A 19136-nucleotide genomic window follows, 5' to 3' on the forward strand; every position below is an offset into this window, starting at 1 on the left:
AATAGATCTCCAGAGGTTTTGACTGGCCAGGATCCTCAGCCAAATATAAAAATAAGAAAGGAAAGTATTTAAAGCTTTTCTGTAAAGCTTATAAAAGCTTAGCTCGCAGGTATCTGTGGATAAGTCCCTTGAGCCCTTGTTTCATCGACTGTACAGCGAATGACAACTACAGTGGAAAACGGTGTTCAGCCTGTGCTGCGCTGTCGGATAACCTGTGTGTGGAAAGGGTTGTTATCCACAGGCAGGTTATCCACCGAGTTTCACCCCCACTTGTGCAATGAGCTTAGAGGGGGTTATCCACAGAGCTTATGCACAGACCATTGGTCGTCTTTTTTGCGTATAAAACCCTGATTGTTCTCGGTTCATGACCCACCTACGTGTGGATAAGTCGGCGTCTGGCCGTTACAATGGCCGCTTGTTTTTGCCTCACCGGCTTTCAACTTAGGGGATATCCGTGTCAGTGGAACTTTGGCAGCAGTGCGTGGAGCTTTTGCGCGATGAGCTGCCTGCCCAACAATTCAACACTTGGATCCGTCCACTACAGGTCGAAGCCGAAGGCGACGAGTTGCGTGTCTATGCACCCAATCGTTTTGTCCTGGACTGGGTCAACGAGAAATACCTGAGTCGCGTCCTGGAATTGCTCGACGAACACGGCAACGGTATGGCGCCTGCGCTTTCCTTATTAATAGGCAGCAAACGTAGCTCTGCTCCGCGCGCCGCGCCGAATGCGCCGCTGGCCGCCGCTGCGGCGTCCCAGGTTCAGGCGGCTGCGGCCGCAGCGGCGCCTGTGGCACCGGCTGCATCACCGGCCAAGCGAGCGACGCAAAAAACCGCAGAAGTGGCTGAGCAAGAGCCTTCGCGTGACAGCTTCGATCCAATGGCCGGCGCCAGTTCGCAACAGGCACCGGTGCGCGCCGAGCAGCGTACCGTTCAGGTGGAAGGTGCGCTCAAGCACACCAGCTACCTGAACCGCACCTTTACCTTCGAGAACTTCGTTGAGGGTAAGTCCAACCAACTGGCCCGGGCCGCGGCCTGGCAAGTGGCGGACAATCCCAAGCATGGTTACAACCCGCTCTTCCTTTACGGTGGCGTAGGTTTGGGTAAAACCCACTTGATGCATGCTGTGGGTAACCATCTATTAAAGAAGAATCCGAATGCCAAGGTCGTGTACCTGCATTCCGAGCGCTTCGTGGCCGACATGGTCAAGGCTCTGCAACTGAACGCGATCAACGAGTTCAAGCGCTTCTACCGTTCGGTGGATGCGTTGCTTATCGATGACATTCAGTTCTTCGCCCGCAAGGAGCGCTCGCAGGAAGAGTTTTTCCACACCTTCAATGCCCTGCTTGAAGGTGGCCAGCAGGTCATTCTCACCAGTGACCGCTACCCGAAAGAAATCGAAGGCCTTGAAGAACGCCTGAAGTCGCGCTTCGGCTGGGGCCTTACGGTGGCTGTTGAACCGCCGGAACTGGAAACCCGTGTCGCGATCCTGATGAAAAAGGCCGATCAGGCCAAGGTCGAATTGCCGCACGATGCAGCGTTCTTCATTGCCCAACGCATTCGCTCCAATGTCCGTGAGCTGGAAGGTGCGCTCAAACGCGTGATCGCCCATTCGCACTTCATGGGGCGCGATATCACCATCGAGTTGATCCGCGAGTCCCTGAAGGATCTGTTGGCGCTGCAAGATAAACTGGTCTCTGTGGATAACATTCAGCGCACTGTCGCCGAGTACTACAAGATCAAGATCTCCGATTTGTTGTCCAAACGTCGTTCGCGTTCGGTTGCCCGTCCACGTCAGGTCGCCATGGCCTTGTCCAAGGAACTGACCAACCACAGCCTGCCGGAAATCGGTGATGTGTTTGGTGGGCGTGACCACACGACTGTTTTGCACGCCTGCCGCAAGATCAACGAACTTAAGGAATCCGACGCGGACATCCGCGAGGACTACAAGAACCTGCTGCGTACACTGACCACTTGATGAACACCAGCGCAGCTTTTAAGGCAAGGGACTAGACCATGCATTTCACCATTCAACGCGAAGCCCTGTTGAAACCCCTGCAACTGGTCGCAGGCGTCGTCGAGCGCCGACAGACCTTGCCGGTGCTCTCCAACGTGCTGCTGGTTGTCGAAGGCCAGCAATTGTCGCTGACCGGTACCGACCTGGAAGTCGAGCTGGTCGGTCGTGTGCAACTCGAAGAGCCTGCTGAAACGGGTTCCATCACCGTGCCTGCACGTAAACTGATGGATATCTGCAAAAGCCTGCCGAATGATGCGCTGATCGATATCAAGGTCGATGAACAGAAGCTGGTGGTGAAGGCTGGCCGTAGCCGCTTCACCCTCTCGACCTTGCCGGCCAACGATTTCCCTACCGTGGAAGAAGGCCCGGGCTCGCTGACGTGCAGCCTGGAACAGAGCAAGCTGCGTCGTCTGATCGAGCGCACCAGCTTCGCCATGGCCCAGCAAGACGTTCGTTACTACCTCAACGGCATGCTGCTGGAAGTTTCGGCAGGCGTCATTCGTGCCGTGGCCACCGATGGTCACCGCCTGGCGATGTGCTCGATGCAGGCTGATATCGGCCAGCCGGATCGCCACCAGGTCATCGTGCCGCGCAAGGGTATCCTGGAGCTCGCGCGTTTGCTGACCGAGCCCGACGGTATCGTCAGCATTGTCCTGGGTCAGCATCACATTCGTGCTACCACCGGTGAATTCACCTTCACCTCGAAACTGGTCGACGGTAAATTCCCGGACTACGAGCGCGTTCTGCCAAAAGGCGGTGACAAGTTGGTGCTCGGTGATCGTCAGGCGCTGCGCGAGGCTTTCAGCCGAACGGCGATTCTGTCCAACGAGAAGTATCGTGGTATCCGTCTGCAACTGGCTCCTGGTCAGCTGAAGATCCAGGCGAACAACCCGGAGCAGGAGGAAGCGGAAGAAGAAGTTGGCGTTGAATACAACGGCGGCTCCCTGGAAATCGGCTTCAACGTCAGCTACTTGCTCGACGTACTGGGCGTGATGACTACCGAGCAGGTGCGTCTGATCCTGTCCGACTCCAACAGCAGTGCGCTGGTACAAGAGTCCGACAACGATGACTCGGCCTACGTCGTCATGCCGATGCGTCTGTAATCATGTTCAGCAGAAGCTAGATGTCCCTTAGTCGCGTCTCGGTCACCGCGGTGCGCAATCTGCACCCGGTGACCTTCTCCCCCTCTCCCCGAATCAATATTCTCTACGGCGCCAATGGCAGCGGCAAAACCAGTGTCCTGGAAGCCATTCACCTGCTGGGGCTTGCTCGTTCGTTTCGTAGCACCCGATTGTTGCCCGTCATTCAGTATGAGCAAGTGGCGTGTACGGTATTTGGCCAGGTCGAGTTGGCCGAAGGTGGACACAGTGCCTTGGGCATCTCCCGGGACCGTCAGGGGGAGTTCCAGATCCGCATCGACGGACAGAACGCGCGCAGTGCCGCGCAGCTGGCCGAGATCCTGCCGCTGCAGTTGATCAATCCGGACAGCTTCCGCTTGCTGGAAGGCGCGCCGAAGATTCGCCGACAGTTCCTCGACTGGGGCGTGTTCCACGTGGAACCCCGATTCATGTCCACCTGGCAACGCCTGCAGAAGGCCCTGCGCCAGAGAAACTCTTGGCTGCGGCATGGTACACTTGACGCCGTTTCGCAAGCGGTTTGGGACAGGGAACTGTGCCAGGCCAGCGCTGAAATAGATGAATACCGCCGCGCCTATATCAAAGCCTTGAAACCGGTGTTTGAGCAGACCTTGAGCGAACTGGTTGAGCTCGAAGGGCTAACGCTCAGCTATTACCGGGGCTGGGACAAAGACCGTGAATTAAGCGCTGTGCTCGCCGGATCCCTTCAGCGGGATCAGCAGATGGGGCATACCCAGGCAGGACCGCAACGTGCTGATTTGCGCCTCAGATTGGGTGCTCACAATGCCGCGGATATCTTGTCCCGTGGCCAGCAGAAGTTGGTGGTCTGCGCGTTACGGATTGCCCAGGGTCACCTGGTCAGCCAGGCCCGACGCGGTCAGTGTATTTATCTGGTGGATGACTTGCCGTCCGAACTGGACGAGCAGCACCGCCGTGCGCTTTGCCGCTTGCTGGAAGACTTACGCTGCCAGGTATTTATTACCTGTGTAGACCACGAATTATTGAGGGAAGGCTGGCAGACGGAAACGCCAGTCGCCCTGTTCCACGTGGAACAGGGCCGTATCACCCAGACCCACGACCATCGGGAGTGAAGGCATTGAGCGAAGAAAATACGTACGACTCAACGAGCATTAAGGTGCTGAAAGGCCTGGATGCCGTACGCAAACGTCCCGGTATGTACATTGGTGACACCGACGATGGCAGCGGTCTGCACCACATGGTGTTCGAGGTGGTCGATAACTCGATCGACGAAGCGCTCGCCGGCCACTGCGACGACATCAGCATCATCATTCACCCGGACGAATCCATCACCGTTAAAGACAACGGCCGTGGTATCCCGGTAGATGTGCATAAAGAAGAAGGCGTCTCGGCAGCCGAGGTCATCATGACCGTACTGCACGCCGGCGGTAAGTTTGACGACAACTCCTACAAGGTATCCGGCGGCCTTCACGGCGTAGGTGTGTCGGTAGTGAACGCACTGTCTGAAGAGCTTGTTCTTACTGTCCGCCGTAGCGGCAAGATCTGGGAACAGACCTACGTCCACGGTGTGCCACAGGAACCGATGAAGATCGTTGGCGACAGCGAAACCACCGGTACCCAGATCCACTTCAAGGCTTCCAGCGAAACCTTCAAGAACATCCACTTCAGCTGGGACATCCTGGCCAAGCGGATTCGTGAACTGTCCTTCCTCAACTCCGGTGTTGGCATCGTTCTCAAGGATGAGCGCAGCGGCAAGGAAGAGTTGTTCAAGTACGAAGGTGGCCTGCGCGCGTTTGTTGAATACCTGAACACCAACAAAACCCCGGTCAATCAGGTGTTCCACTTCAACATCCAGCGTGAAGACGGCATCGGCGTGGAAATCGCCCTGCAGTGGAACGACAGCTTCAACGAGAACCTGTTGTGCTTCACCAACAACATTCCGCAGCGCGACGGCGGTACCCACCTGGTGGGCTTCCGTTCCGCACTGACGCGTAACCTCAACACCTACATCGAAGCCGAAGGCCTGGCCAAGAAGCACAAGGTTGCAACCACCGGTGACGACGCCCGTGAAGGCCTGACCGCGATCATTTCGGTAAAGGTTCCGGATCCGAAGTTCAGCTCCCAGACCAAAGACAAGCTGGTCTCTTCCGAAGTGAAGACCGCGGTCGAACAGGAAATGGGCAAGTACTTCTCCGACTTCCTGCTGGAGAACCCGAACGAAGCCAAGTTGGTTGTCGGCAAGATGATCGACGCGGCACGTGCTCGTGAAGCAGCGCGCAAGGCCCGTGAGATGACCCGCCGTAAAGGTGCGCTGGATATCGCAGGCCTTCCGGGCAAACTGGCTGACTGCCAGGAAAAGGACCCTGCCCTCTCCGAACTGTACCTGGTGGAAGGTGACTCCGCGGGCGGCTCTGCCAAGCAGGGACGTAACCGCAAGACCCAGGCGATTCTGCCCCTCAAGGGTAAAATCCTGAACGTCGAGAAGGCGCGTTTCGACAAGATGATCTCTTCCCAGGAAGTGGGCACCTTGATCACTGCGCTGGGCTGCGGCATCGGTCGCGAAGAGTACAACATCGACAAGTTGCGTTATCACAACATCATCATCATGACCGATGCTGACGTCGACGGTTCGCACATTCGTACCCTGTTGCTGACCTTCTTCTTCCGTCAGCTGCCTGAGCTGATCGAGCGTGGCTACATCTACATTGCCCAGCCGCCGCTGTACAAGGTCAAGAAAGGCAAGCAAGAGCAATACATCAAAGACGACGACGCCATGGAAGAGTACATGACGCAGTCGGCCCTGGAAGATGCGAGCTTGCACCTGAACGAAGAGGCACCGGGGATCTCCGGCGAAGCGCTTGAGCGTCTGGTGAACGACTTCCGTCTGGTGATGAAGACCCTCAAGCGTCTGTCGCGCCTGTACCCACAGGAATTGACCGAGCACTTCATCTACCTGCCGGCTGTCAGCCTGGAGCAACTGTCCGATCACGCAGCGATGCAGGATTGGCTGGCCCAGTACGAAGTGCGCCTGCGCACCGTCGAGAAGTCCGGCCTGGTCTACAAGGCCAGCCTGCGTGAAGACCGTGAGCGTAACGTCTGGCTGCCAGAGGTCGAACTGATCTCCCACGGTCTGTCGAACTACGTCACCTTCAACCGCGACTTCTTCGGCAGCAACGACTACAAGACGGTCGTCTCCCTGGGCGCTCAACTGAGCACCCTGCTCGACGAAGGCGCGTACATCCAGCGTGGCGAACGCAAGAAAGCGGTCACCGAGTTCAAGGAAGCCCTTGACTGGTTGATGGCTGAAAGCACCAAGCGCCACACCATCCAGCGATACAAAGGTCTGGGTGAAATGAACCCGGATCAGCTGTGGGAAACCACCATGGACCCAAGCGTTCGCCGGATGCTGAAAGTGACCATCGAAGACGCCATTGGCGCAGATCAGATCTTCAACACCCTGATGGGTGATGCGGTCGAACCTCGCCGTGACTTCATCGAAAGCAATGCCCTGGCGGTTTCCAACCTGGACTTCTGATCCTGGTTAACCCCCGCTAAACGAAAAAGGCCAACGTCATGCGTTGGCCTTTTTTGTACCCACAACAGCGGTGAAAGAGGCATAAAAAAACCGGCTATATCAGCCGGTTTTTTTGCGCCCGAAAAAAACTTATGCACGTTTTTCGGTTTTTTAAGCGCTTAAGAAATATCTATATAAATCATTATGTTAGGAGAGGATTTCGACGCTTTTCTCACAAACGGTACACAGCTTATCCACAGAAGCTCAGACAACTGCCTGATCGTTGGCAACCGGTGCTTGCGGAGCCGGTGGCAGAGAGCCCATTTCCCGTTGCATTTGCTCGTTCCAGGCCTGGACCCGGTCGTTCAGATCGGCGATGGCCCGTGGTCCACTACCTTCGGCATACATCGGTGCGCCGATGATCACGGTGATGACGCCCTGCTTCTTCTTCCAACCGGTTTTTGGCCAGAACTTGCCAGCGTTGTGCGCAATCGGCAGCACCGGCAGCTCGGCATTCACCGCCAGCGCCGTACCCCCTCGGGAGAATTTTCCGATGGTGCCATAGGGAACGCGTGTGCCTTCGGGGAAAATCAGCACCCAGACGTTGTCCTTGAGCAATTCATCGCCTTTCTTGGCGACATGCTTGAGTGCTGCTTTAGGGTTGTCCCGGTCGATGGCGATCGGACGGAGCATGGCCATGGCCCAGCCAAAGAACGGCACGTAAAGCAGTTCGCGCTTGAGCACCTGGCTCAATGGTGAGAAATAGGCCGAGAGAAAAAAGGTCTCCCAGGTGCTCTGGTGGTTCGACTGAATCACGCAGGGTTGTGTCGGTACGTTCTCGGCACCCTTCACTTCGTAGCGAATGCCCAGGAACACCTTGCTCAGCCACAAGGCGCAGCGGCACCAATAGACGTTGATGAAACGATAGCGCGCCTTGAACGGGAGAAAGGGCGCGATAAAAAAACTCAGGCTGCACCACAGCAGGGAGCTGGTGCCCAGCAGCAGGTAAAAGAGGAAGGTTCTGATGGCCTGCAGTATCGACATGGCGACGTTTACCGTAACGGTTCAAGCGCACTCCCGAACGTTCCTTGGTCAGGATTTCGAAAGAGCTCTAATTGTGGATAAGTTCTGCGGCAATCGCCGCCAGATCGTCGAAAATCAATGTGCCTACCGGAAGGGTCTTGCCCAAAGTCTTTTCGCCTTTCCCGGTCTTTACCAAAACTGGCTGAGAGTCGACGGCTTTGGCGGCTTCCAGGTCACCGAGACTATCGCCGACGAACCATAGATTTGTCAGCGATACGTTGTAATGTGCGGCGATGCTTTTCAGCATCCCAGGTTTTGGCTTGCGGCAATCGCAGCCTTCGTCCGGCCCGTGCGGGCAGTAGACGATCAGCCCGACTTCCCCACCCTGCTCGGCCACCAGCGAGCGCAAGCGCGCGTGCATGGCGTCCAGGGTGGCGAGGTCGTAATAGCCGCGAGCGATGCCCGACTGGTTGGTGGCGACTGCCACCGTCCAGCCGGCCTTGCTCAACTGCGCGATGGCTTCGATCGACCCGGGGAGTGGAATCCACTCCTCCACCGACTTTATGTAAGCGTCGGAGTCGTAATTGATCACCCCGTCCCGATCGAGAATCAGCAGTTTCAAACCGTCTTTACCCCAGCAACGAAATATCGGCGACGCCCAGGAACAACCCACGCAGACGGGCCAGCAAGGCATAACGGTTGGCGCGGACATTGGCATCTTCCGCGTTGACCATCACTGCTTCGAAGAACGCATCCACCGGCTCGCGCAAGGCGGCCAGGCGTGCCAGCGATTCGCTGTACTGACGCGCCGCAGCCATAGGCTGGACAGCCTGGTCGGCCTGCTGGATCGCCGAGTACAGGGAGAACTCGTTGGCATTGTCGAAGTATTTGGCTTCGACTACGGTCGGCACCGAGCCTTCGACCTTGCTCAGCAAGTTCGATACGCGCTTGTTCACCGCCGCCAGGGCTGCAGCTTCCGGCAACTTGCGGAAGGCTTGTACCGCTTGTACGCGCTGGTCGAAGTCCAGGGCCGAGCCCGGGTTCAGGGCACGAACCGACAGGTAGGTCGCCACGTCGACGCCTTCATCCTCATAACGTGCACGCAGGCGGTCGAAGATGAACTCCAGCACGGCGTCATTGAGGCCGGCAGCCTTGACCTTGGTGCCGAACGCATTTACGGCGAAGGCCACGGCGTCGTTCAGGTCCAGATCCAGTTGTTTCTCGATCAGGATACGCAGCACACCCAATGCGGCGCGGCGCAGAGCGTACGGGTCTTTGCTACCGGTCGGCAGCATGCCGATACCGAAGATTCCCACCAGGGTATCCAGCTTGTCGGCGATGGCCACGGCCGCACCGGTCAGGGTGGCTGGCAGTTCGGCACCGGCACCGCGCGGCATGTACTGCTCGTTCAGGGCCAGGGCGACGTCTTCTGGCTCGCCGTCATTGAGGGCGTAGTAGTACCCGGCGACACCTTGCATTTCCGGGAACTCGCCGACCATTTCGGTCGCCAGGTCGCATTTGGACAGCAAGCCTGCACGAGCGGCCCACGAAGCGTTGCCGCCAATGCGCGCGGCGATATAGGCGGCGAGCTTGGAAACGCGCTCGGCCTTGTCGTAGACGCTGCCCAGTTTTTCCTGGAACACCACGTTTTGCAGGCGCTGATTGAAGTCTTCGAGCTTCTGCTTCTTGTCTTGCTTGAAGAAGAACTCGGCGTCGGTCAGGCGTGGGCGAACCACTTTCTCGTTACCGGCGATGATCTGCTGCGGGTCTTTGCTTTCGATGTTGGCCACGGTAATGAAACGTGGCAGCAACTTGCCTTCGGCATCCAGCAGGCAGAAGTACTTCTGGTTGTCCTGCATGGTGGTGATCAGCGCTTCTTGCGGTACGTCGAGGAAACGTTCCTCGAACGAGCACACCAGCGGTACTGGCCACTCGACCAGCGCGGTCACTTCGTCGAGCAGGGCTGGCGGAACGATCGCCGTGCCTTCCTGACGGGTGGCCAGTTCTTCGGTGCGCTTGCTGATGATGTCGCGACGCTCGTTGGCGTCAGCCAGCACGTAGGCGGCACGCAGGTCGGCCAGGTAGCTGGACGGCGAACCGATGCGCACGTTTTCCGGGTGGTGGAAGCGGTGGCCACGGGAATCGCGACCGGACTTCTGGGCGAGGATGGTGCAGTCGATGACCTGGTCACCGAAGAGCATTACCAGCCATTGCGTCGGACGCACGAACTCTTCCTTGCGCGCACCCCAACGCATGCGTTTCGGGATCGGCAGGTCGTTCAGCGAGTCTTCGACGATGGTCGGCAGCAGGCTCGCGGTCGGCTTGCCGGCGATGCTCTGGCTGTAGCGCAATTTCGGACCGCTCTGATCGATTTCGCTCAGGTCGACCCCGCACTTCTTGGCAAAACCCAGTGCCGCTTGGGTCGGGTTGCCTTCGGCATCGAACGCGGCCTGGCGTGGCGGGCCATCGAGGTTGATGCTGCGATCCGGCTGCTGGGTGGCCAGCGACGTGATCAGCACCGCCAGACGGCGCGGCGCGGCATAAACGGTTTTGGTCTCGTAGTTCAGGCCGGCAGCTTGCAAGCCCTTGTCGATACCGGCAAGGAACGCCTCGGCCAGGGTGTTCAGGGCCTTGGGTGGCAGTTCTTCAGTGCCCAGTTCAACCAGAAAATCCAGAGCACTCATTGTGCAGCCTCCAGCTTGGCCAGTACTTCGTCACGCAGGTCCGGGGTCGCCATCGGGAAGCCCAGCTTGGCGCGAGCCAGCAGGTAGGCTTGCGCAACGGAACGCGCCAGGGTGCGTACACGCAGGATGTATTGCTGACGCGCGGTCACGGAAATCGCCCGGCGCGCATCCAGCAGGTTGAAGGTATGGGAGGCCTTCAACACCATTTCGTAGCTCGGCAACGGCAGCGGCTGGTCGAGTTCGATCAGGCGCTTGGCTTCGCTTTCGTAGAAATCGAACAGTTCGAACAGCTTCTCGACGTTGGCGTGTTCGAAGTTGTAGGTCGACTGCTCCACTTCGTTCTGGTGGAACACGTCGCCGTAGGTCACTTTGCCGAACGGACCGTCAGCCCAGACCAGGTCGTAGACCGAATCCACGCCTTGCAGGTACATGGCCAGGCGCTCCAGGCCGTAAGTGATCTCACCGGTCACCGGGTAGCATTCGATGCCGCCCGCTTGCTGGAAATAGGTGAACTGGGTCACTTCCATGCCGTTGAGCCAGACTTCCCAGCCCAGACCCCAGGCGCCGAGGGTCGGCGATTCCCAGTTGTCTTCGACGAAGCGGATGTCATGCACCAATGGGTCCAGGCCCACGTGCTTGAGGGAGCCCAGGTACAGCTCCTGGAAGTTGTCCGGGTTTGGCTTGAGCACCACCTGGAATTGGTAGTAGTGCTGCAGACGGTTCGGGTTTTCGCCGTAGCGGCCGTCAGTCGGGCGACGACTTGGCTGCACATAAGCGGCGTTCCAGGTTTCCGGGCCAATGGCGCGCAGGAATGTTGCAGTGTGGAAAGTGCCGGCGCCTACTTCCATATCGTAGGGCTGAAGTACCACACAACCTTGCTCGGCCCAGTATTGCTGGAGGGCGAGGATCAAGTCTTGGAAGGTACGCACGGCTGGCGTAGGCTGGCTCACGAAATTCACCTGTTTCTTGGGCTGCGATTTAAAGAGCGGGAGTATACCCGATTCATTGCTGCGCACGCCCCCTGGAGCCTTATGCCACGCTGCTTTTGGTGTTCCGAAGATCCGCTATACATGGCTTATCACGATCAGGAGTGGGGCACGCCGCTACGCGATGCGCAGGGACTGTTCGAGTTGCTTTTGCTCGAAGGGTTCCAGGCCGGCCTTTCCTGGATCACCGTGCTGCGCAAACGCGAGCACTATCGACGGGTGATGTACGGCTTCGACGTGCAGCGCGTGGCGCAGATGAGCGACGCGGAAGTCGATGAATTGATGCTCGACCCGGGCATCATCCGTAATCGCCTCAAGCTCAACGCGGCCCGGCGCAATGCCCAGGCCTGGATGGCGCTGGAGGACCCGGTGGCGTTTCTCTGGTCCTTTGTCGGCGGTGTACCGAAGATCAATCACTTCAGCGATCGATCCGAAGTGCCGGCCATCACCCCCGAGGCGGTGGAGATGAGCAAGGGCTTGAAAAAAGCCGGGTTCACCTTCGTTGGCCCGACCATCTGTTACGCGCTGATGCAGGCTTCGGGCATGGTCATGGACCATACCCGGGATTGCGATCGCTACGCGCAGCTGGCGAACGGCGGTTAGAATAGCCGCCTCGCGCACAGCACAAGATCAGGAGTGAACTGTGGATAAGTTGAAAGGCGCCTTGCTGGTAGGCGCTCTGCGGCTGTTTGCCCTGCTCCCGTGGCGGGCGGTTCAGGCCGTGGGCTCGGCGATAGGCTGGGTCATGTGGAAAACCCCGAACCGTTCCCGCGACGTGGTGCGGATCAATCTGTCCAAGTGCTTTCCCGACATGGACCCCGCCGAGCGTGAGCGCCTGGTGGGCCAGAGCCTCAAGGACATCGGCAAGTCCCTGACCGAAAGCGCCTGCGCCTGGATCTGGCCGGCCCAGCGTTCCATCGACCTGGTCCGTGAAGTGGAAGGCCTCGACGTATTGAAAGACGCCCTCGCCTCCGGCAAGGGCGTAGTGGGCATCACCAGTCACCTGGGCAACTGGGAAGTGCTCAATCACTTCTATTGCAGCCAGTGCAAACCGATCATTTTCTATCGCCCGCCGAAATTGAAGGCGGTGGATGAATTGCTGCAAAAGCAGCGAGTGCAGTTGGGCAACAAGGTCGCCGCTTCTACCAAGGAAGGCATTCTCAGCGTCATCAAGGAAGTGCGCAAAGGTGGTGCAGTGGGTATTCCTGCTGACCCGGAACCAGCCGAATCTGCAGGGATCTTCGTGCCATTCTTCGCCACCCAGGCGTTGACCAGCAAGTTCGTGCCGAACATGCTCGCCGGTGGCAAGGCGGTCGGCGTATTCCTGCACGCCCTGCGGCTGCCGGACGGTTCAGGCTACAAAGTGATTCTGGAAGCCGCGCCGGAAGCGATGTACAGCACAGATACCGCCACCTCCTGCGCGGCCATGAGCCAGGTCGTCGAGCGTTACGTGCGGGCGTATCCGAGTCAGTACATGTGGAGCATGAAGCGCTTCAAGAAGCGTCCACCGGGTGAAGAACGCTGGTATTGAGTCGTTTGGCATGATCTGTGGATAACCTTGACCTGGGCGTTATCCACAACCGTTCATTCAAGGGCGCAGCAGATGTCCGAACAGCGCAAATCATTTCGTATCAAAATCAGTCATGAAAGCCTCGGCGAATGCTTGGGCCAGACCCGCAATCTGTCGGCCACAGGTGTCTACGTCAAGCATCCGGCCTTGGCCGCCTTGCCCCGGGGTACGGTGGTCTACGGGCAGGTGCAGGACTTACCCACAGGCGCGCCGCGGGTGCGCATGGAAGTGGTGCAGGTGGATGCCGAAGGCATTGGCTTGCGTTATCTCTGATCAGTGCGCCTGACGGTCGAGTTTTTTCAGGAAAACCGTCATTTCTTTCTCAGCCTGCTTGTCGCCATGGGCTATGGCGGCTTCGATGCCTTGCTCCCAAGCCTGACGCGCGGCTGCAAAGTCAGTCAGGGCAAGATGGGCCTTGCCGAGCAGTTTCCAGGCTGCCGAATATTTTGGGTCGAATTCGACGCAACGCTGGAAATGCTCTGCCGCCTTGGCGTGTTCTCCCAGATCCAGATAGCCCTTGCCCAGGCCGAAGCGTAGCAGCGAGTTATCCACACCCTTGGCGAGCATTTTTTCCAGGGATTCGATCATGGTGGATTCCTTATCTTAGGGGTGTCAGGCGTTCATCCGGATTAGTGAGGCCGCCTTCGCGAGCAATCCCGCTCCCACATTGGTTTTGTGTTCACCAAAGATCAAATGTGGGAGCGGGCTTGCTCGCGAGAGGCCCCTGCTGGCAGCAAAAAATTCGGATCAGAAGAAGCTCAGCCCTACATGGAACAGCTTTTCCACATCGCGGATATGCTTTTTATCCACAAGGAACAGGATCACATGGTCGCCGGCTGCGATCACGGTGTCATCGTGCGCGATAATGACCTCTTCATCGCGAATGATGGCGCCAATCGTGGTGCCCGGCGGCAAGCCGATATTCTCGATGGCCTTGCCGATCACCTTGCTCGATTTCGCATCGCCATGGGCAATGGCCTCGATGGCTTCCGCCGCGCCGCGGCGCAGTGAGTGCACGCTGACGATATCGCCGCGCCGCACATGCGCCAGCAACGTCCCGATGGTCGCCAGTTGCGGGCTGATGGCGATGTCGATGTCGCCGCCCTGTATCAGGTCGACGTAGGCCGGGTTGTTGATGATGGTCATCACCTTCTTCGCGCCCAGGCGCTTGGCCAGCAGCGAGGACATGATGTTGGCCTCGTCATCGTTGGTCAGGGCCAGGAAGATGTCGGCGTCGGCGATGTTCTCTTCCAGCAGCAGGTCTCGGTCCGAGGCGCTGCCTTGCAACACCACGGTGCTGTCGAGGGTGTCCGAGAGGTGGCGGCAGCGCGCCGGGTTCATCTCGATGATCTTCACCTGGTACCGGCTTTCGATGGCTTCGGCCAGACGTTCCCCAATCTGCCCGCCACCGGCGATGACGATGCGCTTGTAGGTCTCGTCGAGACGGCGCATTTCACTCATGACCGCTCGAATATTCGCTCGTGCGGCAATGAAGAACACTTCGTCATCCGCTTCGATCACTGTATCGCCCTGGGGCAGGATCGGCCGGTCACGACGGAATATCGCCGCTACGCGGGTTTCGACATTCGGCATGTGTTCACGCAGCTGGCGCAATTGCTGACCCACCAACGGACCGCCGTAGTACGCCCGCACCGCGACCAATTGCGCCTTGCCCTCGGCGAAGTCGATCACCTGCAAGGCGCCCGGATGCTGGATCAGGCGCTTGATGTAATTGGTGACCACTTGCTCGGGGCTGATCAGCACGTCCACCGGGATCGCTTCGTTGTCGAACAGTTCGGTGCGGGTCAGGTACGCCGCTTCACGGACGCGGGCGATCTTGGTCGGTGTATGGAACAGGGTGTGGGCAACCTGGCAGGCGACCATGTTGGTTTCATCGCTGCTGGTCACGGCGACCAGCATGTCGGCGTCGTCGGCGCCGGCCTGGCGCAGGATGCTCGGCAGCGAACCGCGACCTTGCACCGTGCGGATGTCCAGCCGGTCACCGAGGTCACGCAGGCGTTCGCCATCGGTGTCGACCACGGTAATGTCATTTGCTTCGCTTGCCAGGTGCTCCGCCAGCGAACCGCCGACCTGCCCCGCTCCAAGGATGATGATTTTCATCCAGTCACTCCGTTGAATCCGTTAACCGCGTACGGCGGCGATCTTGATCAGCTTGGCGTAGTAGAACCCGTCGTGGCCGCCTTCCTGGGCCAGCAATTGCCGCCCATGGGGCTGCTTGATTCCAGCCGTCGTGGCCAGGTCCAGTTCGCGGGCACACGGAGTGCGAGCGAGGAAAGACTCGATCACTTCGGTGTTCTCGGTCGGCAGCGTCGAACAGGTGGCGTAAAGCAGGATGCCACCCACCTCCAAGGTGTGCCACAGGGCGTCGAGCAACTCGCCTTGAAGCACCGCCAGCGCGGCGATGTCATCGGGCTGGCGAGTCAGCTTGATATCCGGGTGGCGGCGAATTACGCCGGTGGCCGAGCAAGGTGCATCGAGGAGGATGCGCTGGAAGGGCTTGCCGTCCCACCAGGTGGCGGTGTCGCGGCCATCGGCGGCGATCAGTTCGGCACTCAGTTTCAGGCGTTCGAGGTTCTCACGGACCCGCACCAGGCGCTTGGCTTCGAGGTCTACCGCGACGACGCCGGCCAGTTTGGGCTCAGCTTCGAGGATATGGCAGGTCTTGCCACCAGGGGCACAGCACGCGTCGAGCACGCGCTGGCCCGGCGCCAGGTCCAGCAAATCGGCGGCCAGCTGGGCCGCTTCGTCTTGCACGCTGATCCAGCCTTCGGCGAAGCCTGGCAGGCTGCGCACGTCAGCGGCTGACTCGAGGATGATGCCGTCGCGGCTGTAGACGCAAGCGCTGGCGGCAATGCCCGCTTCACTGAGCAGCCCGAGGTAGGCATCACGGCTGTGATGACGGCGGTTGACCCGCAGGATCATCGGCGGGTGCGCGTTGTTCGCCGTGCAAATGGCTTCCCACTGCTCGGGCCAAAAGGCTTTGAGCGATTTTTGCAGCCAGCGCGGGTGAGCGGTACGCACCACCGGGTCGTGCTCCAGCTCGGCCAGCAGGGTTTCGCTTTCCCGCTGCGCGCGGCGCAGTACGGCATTGAGCAAGGCCTTGGCCCAAGGCTTTTTCAGCTTGTCGGCGCAACCCACGGTTTCGCCAATCGCGGCGTGTGGCGGGACGCGGGTGTAGAGCAGTTGGTAGAGACCGACCAGCAACAGTGCCTCGACATCGGCGTCGGTGGCCTTGAACGGTTTCTGCAGCAACTTGGCCGCCAGCGCCGACAAGCGCGGCTGCCAGCGAGCGGTGCCGAAGGCCAGGTCCTGGGTGAAGCCGCGATCGCGGTCTTCGACCTTGTCCAGTTGCGTTGGCAGTGAACTGTTGAGCGAGGCTTTTCCGTTCAGGACAGCGGCGAGTGCCTTGGCGGCGGCCAGACGCGGGTTCATTGAGCGTCCACCGCTTGACCGAGGACGGTGCCGATGGCGAATTTCTCACGACGGCTGTTGAACAGGTCGCTGAAGTTCAGCGCCTTGCCACCGGGCAATTGCAGGCGGGTCAGGCACAGGGCCTGCTCACCGCAAGCGACGAGCAGCCCGTCCTTGCTGGCGCCGAGAATTTCGCCCGGAGCGCCCTGCCCTTCGGCCAGGTTCGTCGCCAGTACCTTCAACGCTTCGCCATTCAGTGTGCTGTGGGTGATCGGCCAAGGGTTGAAAGCCCGAACCAGGCGCTCCAGCTCAACCGCAGGGCGCGTCCAGTCGATGCGCGCCTCGTCCTTGTTCAACTTGTGGGCGTAGGTGGCAAGGCTGTCGTCCTGCACTTCACCTTCCAGCGTTCCGGCGGCGAGGCCGGCAATCGCCTGGACCACGGCAGGCGGGCCCATTTCGGCCAGACGGTCGTGCAAACTGCCACCGGTGTCCTGGGCGCTGATCGGCGTGATGACTTTGAGTAGCATCGGCCCGGTGTCCAGGCCGGCTTCCATGCGCATCACCGTCACGCCGCTTTCACTGTCACCGGCTTCGACGGCGCGCTGGATCGGCGCCGCACCGCGCCAGCGCGGCAACAAGGATGCGTGGCTGTTGATGCAGCCCAGGCGCGGAATATCCAGCACCACTTGCGGCAGGATCAGGCCGTAGGCAACCACCACCATCAAGTCCGGCTTCAGCGCGGCTAATTCGGCTTGGGCGTCTGCATTGCGCAAGGTCGGCGGTTGCAGCACCGTAATATTGTTCTCCAGAGCCAGTTGCTTGACCGGGCTCGGCATCAGCTTTTGCCCGCGGCCCGCTGGACGATCCGGCTGGGTGTAGACCGCAACGATCTCGTAAGGGCTGTCGAGCAGGGCCTTGAGGTGTTCGGCGGCGAATTCCGGGGTGCCGGCAAAGACAATGCGCAGTGGCTCAGTCATGAAAGCTCTCGATTACAAAGCATCTTGAAAAGAAAAAGGCTTGCCGCGGCAAGCCTTTGAAGAGGGCATCAAGCGTTCTGGCGGTGAAGTTTTTCCAGTTTCTTCTTGATGCGGTCGCGTTTGAGCGTGGACAGGTAGTCGACGAACAATTTGCCATTCAGGTGGTCGCATTCGTGCTGGATGCAAACGGCGAGCAGGCCTTCGGCGATCAGTTCGTAAGGCTGGCCGTCGCGGTCCAGGGCCTTGACCTTGACCTTCTGCGGGCGATCGACGTTTTCGTAGAAACCCGGCACCGAGAGGCAGCCTTCCTGGTATTGCTCCATCTCGTCGGTCAGGGACTCGAACTCGGGGTTGATGAAAACCCGTGGTTCGCTGCGGTCTTCGGAGAGGTCCATCACGACGATACGTTTGTGCACGTTGACCTGGGTCGCGGCGAGGCCGATGCCTGGCGCTTCATACATTGTTTCAAACATATCATCGACCAGCTGACGCACTTCGTCGTCCACTACGGTCACTGTCTTGGCGATCGTACGCAGGCGCGGGTCAGGGAATTCGAGGATGTTTAAAATGGCCATAGGCTTTGATGACTGCACGTGTGAAGTAAGGTCGAGTCGATGGCCTGGCCACTCCGAAGATGCAGGCTACCGATGTAAAACGTAGCTCCCTTCTTTTCATAAGCAAGCCGGGAGCGAGCCACCGAGGGCTCTGGCGTTTCACGCGAATGTACATAATAAAGGGATTCATCGCATGAGGAAATCACTACTCGCCCTGCTCCTTCTGGCCTCGGCAGGTTTTGCGCACGGGCAAGTGCAACTCAGGGAGGGTTTTCCACAGCAGTACACCGTGGCAACGGGCGACACACTCTGGGACATATCGGGGAAATATCTGCAGCAGCCATGGCAATGGCTGCAACTCTGGCAGGCCAACCCACAGATCGAAAATCCAGACCTCATCTACCCCGGCGACACGCTATCGCTGGTTTACGTCGACGGCCGGCCGCGGCTAACCCTCAATCGCGGCGCATCGCGGGGCACCATCAAGCTTTCGCCACGGGTACGCAGCAGCCCGGTGGCCGATGCCATCCCGAGCATCCCGCTGAAATCGATCAACAGCTTTTTGCTGAGCAATCGCATCGTCGATAAGGCCGAGGATTTCGACCAGGCGCCTTATATCGTTGCCGGTGATGCCGAGCGCGTACTCAGCGGCACAGGCGACCGCATCTTCGCCCGCGGCCACTTCGACCCGGCCCAACCGGTGTACGGCATCTTCCGCCAGGGCAAGGTCTACACCGATCCGCAGACCCAGGAGTTCCTCGGCATCAATGCCGATGACATTGGCGGTGGCGAGATCGTCGCCACCGAAGGCGACGTCGCGACGCTGGCGCTGCAGCGCACGACCCAGGAGGTGCGCCTCGGCGACCGTCTGTTCAGCGGCGAACAACGCTCGATCAATTCGACCTTCATGCCCAGCGCCCCCGACACCCAGGTCCATGGCCTGATCATCGATGTGCCGCGCGGGGTTACGCAGATCGGCGCGCTGGACGTGGTTACCTTGAACAAGGGGCAAAGGGACGGCCTGGCCGAAGGGAATGTGCTGGCGGTGATGAAAACCGGCGAAACCGTGCGCGACCGTGTCACCGGCCAGTCCTTGAAGATTCCGGATGAGCGTGCCGGCCTGCTGATGGTTTTTCGCACCTACGACAAGCTCAGCTACGGGCTGGTGCTCAACGCCTCACGCTCTTTGTCAGTGCTGGACAAGGTGCAGAATCCTTAGCTGACTTCACAAGTTACCAACAGAGTTATCCACAGCTTATTCCCGTTT

Annotated in this window: 17 protein-coding genes; 8 read left to right on the forward strand and 9 right to left on the reverse strand. The window is 59.3% G+C overall.

Annotation, left to right across the window (positions count from 1 at the left end):
• The first annotated feature begins 454 nt into the window (after positions 1 to 454).
• The 4 genes from dnaA to gyrB are packed head-to-tail and all read left to right on the forward strand — an operon-like array spanning position 455 to position 6664.
• The gene (dnaA, locus tag BKX96_RS17950; RefSeq protein ID WP_046818617.1) at positions 455 to 1975 is read left to right on the forward strand and encodes a chromosomal replication initiator protein DnaA; all 1521 of its coding nucleotides are present in this window, start codon (positions 455 to 457) and stop codon (positions 1973 to 1975) included.
• A gap of 38 nt (positions 1976 to 2013) precedes the next feature.
• Positions 2014 to 3117, forward strand: coding sequence for a DNA polymerase III subunit beta (gene dnaN / locus BKX96_RS17955; RefSeq protein ID WP_020797992.1), 1104 nt, complete (start codon positions 2014 to 2016; stop codon positions 3115 to 3117).
• A gap of 20 nt (positions 3118 to 3137) precedes the next feature.
• Positions 3138 to 4241, forward strand: coding sequence for a DNA replication/repair protein RecF (recF, locus tag BKX96_RS17960; protein WP_046818618.1), 1104 nt, complete (start codon positions 3138 to 3140; stop codon positions 4239 to 4241).
• A gap of 5 nt (positions 4242 to 4246) precedes the next feature.
• Entirely contained in the window at positions 4247 to 6664 is a 2418-nt protein-coding gene (gene gyrB / locus BKX96_RS17965; protein ID WP_077185067.1) for a DNA topoisomerase (ATP-hydrolyzing) subunit B, read from the forward strand.
• A gap of 243 nt (positions 6665 to 6907) precedes the next feature.
• On the opposite strand, the gene BKX96_RS17970 is transcribed toward gyrB, so the two are convergent.
• The 4 genes from BKX96_RS17970 to glyQ form a co-directional block, all read right to left on the reverse strand.
• A complete protein-coding gene (locus BKX96_RS17970) occupies positions 6908 to 7687 on the reverse strand; it encodes a lysophospholipid acyltransferase family protein (protein WP_046818620.1) in 780 nt (259 codons plus the stop codon).
• Between the two features lie 67 nt (positions 7688 to 7754).
• On the reverse strand, positions 7755 to 8288 hold the full coding sequence (gene gmhB / locus BKX96_RS17975) for a D-glycero-beta-D-manno-heptose 1,7-bisphosphate 7-phosphatase (protein WP_046818621.1): 534 nt from the start codon (positions 8286 to 8288) through the stop codon (positions 7755 to 7757).
• A gap of 7 nt (positions 8289 to 8295) precedes the next feature.
• The gene (glyS, locus tag BKX96_RS17980) at positions 8296 to 10350 is read right to left on the reverse strand and encodes a glycine--tRNA ligase subunit beta (protein ID WP_077185070.1); all 2055 of its coding nucleotides are present in this window, start codon (positions 10348 to 10350) and stop codon (positions 8296 to 8298) included.
• Positions 10347 to 11300: a glycine--tRNA ligase subunit alpha gene (gene glyQ / locus BKX96_RS17985; RefSeq protein WP_003213601.1), complete on the reverse strand. Its 954-nt coding sequence runs from the start codon at positions 11298 to 11300 to the stop codon at positions 10347 to 10349. The genes glyS and glyQ overlap by 4 nt, the downstream gene beginning before the upstream one ends.
• 81 nt (positions 11301 to 11381) lie before the next feature.
• Here glyQ and tag point away from each other — a divergent pair, with 81 nt between their 5' ends.
• From tag to BKX96_RS18000, 3 genes are all read left to right on the forward strand, one after another.
• Entirely contained in the window at positions 11382 to 11939 is a 558-nt protein-coding gene (gene tag / locus BKX96_RS17990) for a DNA-3-methyladenine glycosylase I (protein ID WP_046818623.1), read from the forward strand.
• Between the two features lie 40 nt (positions 11940 to 11979).
• Positions 11980 to 12867 carry a lysophospholipid acyltransferase gene (locus BKX96_RS17995; protein ID WP_046818624.1) on the forward strand — a complete coding sequence of 296 codons (888 nt, stop codon included), beginning with the start codon at positions 11980 to 11982 and terminating at the stop codon, positions 12865 to 12867.
• A gap of 72 nt (positions 12868 to 12939) precedes the next feature.
• Positions 12940 to 13179, forward strand: a complete 240-nt coding sequence (locus BKX96_RS18000) for a PilZ domain-containing protein (RefSeq protein ID WP_046818625.1) — start codon at positions 12940 to 12942, stop codon at positions 13177 to 13179.
• Here the strand turns inward: BKX96_RS18000 and BKX96_RS18005 are convergent, their stop codons facing one another.
• From BKX96_RS18005 to def, 5 genes are all read right to left on the reverse strand, one after another.
• Entirely contained in the window at positions 13180 to 13494 is a 315-nt protein-coding gene (locus tag BKX96_RS18005) for a tetratricopeptide repeat protein (RefSeq protein WP_046818626.1), read from the reverse strand.
• Positions 13495 to 13653: 159 nt separating this feature from the next.
• Positions 13654 to 15027 carry a Trk system potassium transporter TrkA gene (gene trkA, locus BKX96_RS18010; protein ID WP_046818627.1) on the reverse strand — a complete coding sequence of 458 codons (1374 nt, stop codon included), beginning with the start codon at positions 15025 to 15027 and terminating at the stop codon, positions 13654 to 13656.
• A gap of 21 nt (positions 15028 to 15048) precedes the next feature.
• Positions 15049 to 16359, reverse strand: a complete 1311-nt coding sequence (gene rsmB, locus BKX96_RS18015) for a 16S rRNA (cytosine(967)-C(5))-methyltransferase RsmB (RefSeq protein ID WP_077185073.1) — start codon at positions 16357 to 16359, stop codon at positions 15049 to 15051.
• Positions 16356 to 17315, reverse strand: coding sequence for a methionyl-tRNA formyltransferase (gene fmt / locus BKX96_RS18020; RefSeq protein WP_077185076.1), 960 nt, complete (start codon positions 17313 to 17315; stop codon positions 16356 to 16358). Before fmt ends, rsmB begins: the two co-directional genes overlap by 4 nt.
• A gap of 68 nt (positions 17316 to 17383) precedes the next feature.
• Positions 17384 to 17890, reverse strand: a complete 507-nt coding sequence (gene def / locus BKX96_RS18025) for a peptide deformylase (RefSeq protein ID WP_046818630.1) — start codon at positions 17888 to 17890, stop codon at positions 17384 to 17386.
• A gap of 172 nt (positions 17891 to 18062) precedes the next feature.
• On the opposite strand from def, the gene BKX96_RS18030 reads away from it, so the two are divergent.
• A complete protein-coding gene (locus BKX96_RS18030; RefSeq protein ID WP_077185079.1) occupies positions 18063 to 19088 on the forward strand; it encodes a LysM peptidoglycan-binding domain-containing protein in 1026 nt (341 codons plus the stop codon).
• Positions 19089 to 19136 lie beyond the last annotated feature (48 nt).

The sequence above is a fragment of the Pseudomonas putida genome (assembly GCF_001976065.1).
In the GTDB taxonomy this organism is placed as follows: domain Bacteria; phylum Pseudomonadota; class Gammaproteobacteria; order Pseudomonadales; family Pseudomonadaceae; genus Aquipseudomonas; species Aquipseudomonas serbica.

What these genes read in the sequence shown, in the direction of transcription:
- def (WP_046818630.1), bottom strand. Translation starts at nt 17,890, where the DNA reads ATGGCCATTTTAAACATCCTCGAATTCCCTGACCCGCGCCTGCGTACG.
- glyS (WP_077185070.1), bottom strand. Translation starts at nt 10,350, where the DNA reads ATGAGTGCTCTGGATTTTCTGGTTGAACTGGGCACTGAAGAACTGCCA.
- recF (WP_046818618.1), top strand. Translation starts at nt 3,138, where the DNA reads ATGTCCCTTAGTCGCGTCTCGGTCACCGCGGTGCGCAATCTGCACCCG.
- BKX96_RS18030 (WP_077185079.1), top strand. Translation starts at nt 18,063, where the DNA reads ATGAGGAAATCACTACTCGCCCTGCTCCTTCTGGCCTCGGCAGGTTTT.
- trkA (WP_046818627.1), bottom strand. Translation starts at nt 15,027, where the DNA reads ATGAAAATCATCATCCTTGGAGCGGGGCAGGTCGGCGGTTCGCTGGCG.
- BKX96_RS17970 (WP_046818620.1), bottom strand. Translation starts at nt 7,687, where the DNA reads ATGTCGATACTGCAGGCCATCAGAACCTTCCTCTTTTACCTGCTGCTG.
- BKX96_RS18000 (WP_046818625.1), top strand. Translation starts at nt 12,940, where the DNA reads ATGTCCGAACAGCGCAAATCATTTCGTATCAAAATCAGTCATGAAAGC.
- dnaN (WP_020797992.1), top strand. Translation starts at nt 2,014, where the DNA reads ATGCATTTCACCATTCAACGCGAAGCCCTGTTGAAACCCCTGCAACTG.
- fmt (WP_077185076.1), bottom strand. Translation starts at nt 17,315, where the DNA reads ATGACTGAGCCACTGCGCATTGTCTTTGCCGGCACCCCGGAATTCGCC.
- BKX96_RS18005 (WP_046818626.1), bottom strand. Translation starts at nt 13,494, where the DNA reads ATGATCGAATCCCTGGAAAAAATGCTCGCCAAGGGTGTGGATAACTCG.
- rsmB (WP_077185073.1), bottom strand. Translation starts at nt 16,359, where the DNA reads ATGAACCCGCGTCTGGCCGCCGCCAAGGCACTCGCCGCTGTCCTGAAC.
- tag (WP_046818623.1), top strand. Translation starts at nt 11,382, where the DNA reads ATGCCACGCTGCTTTTGGTGTTCCGAAGATCCGCTATACATGGCTTAT.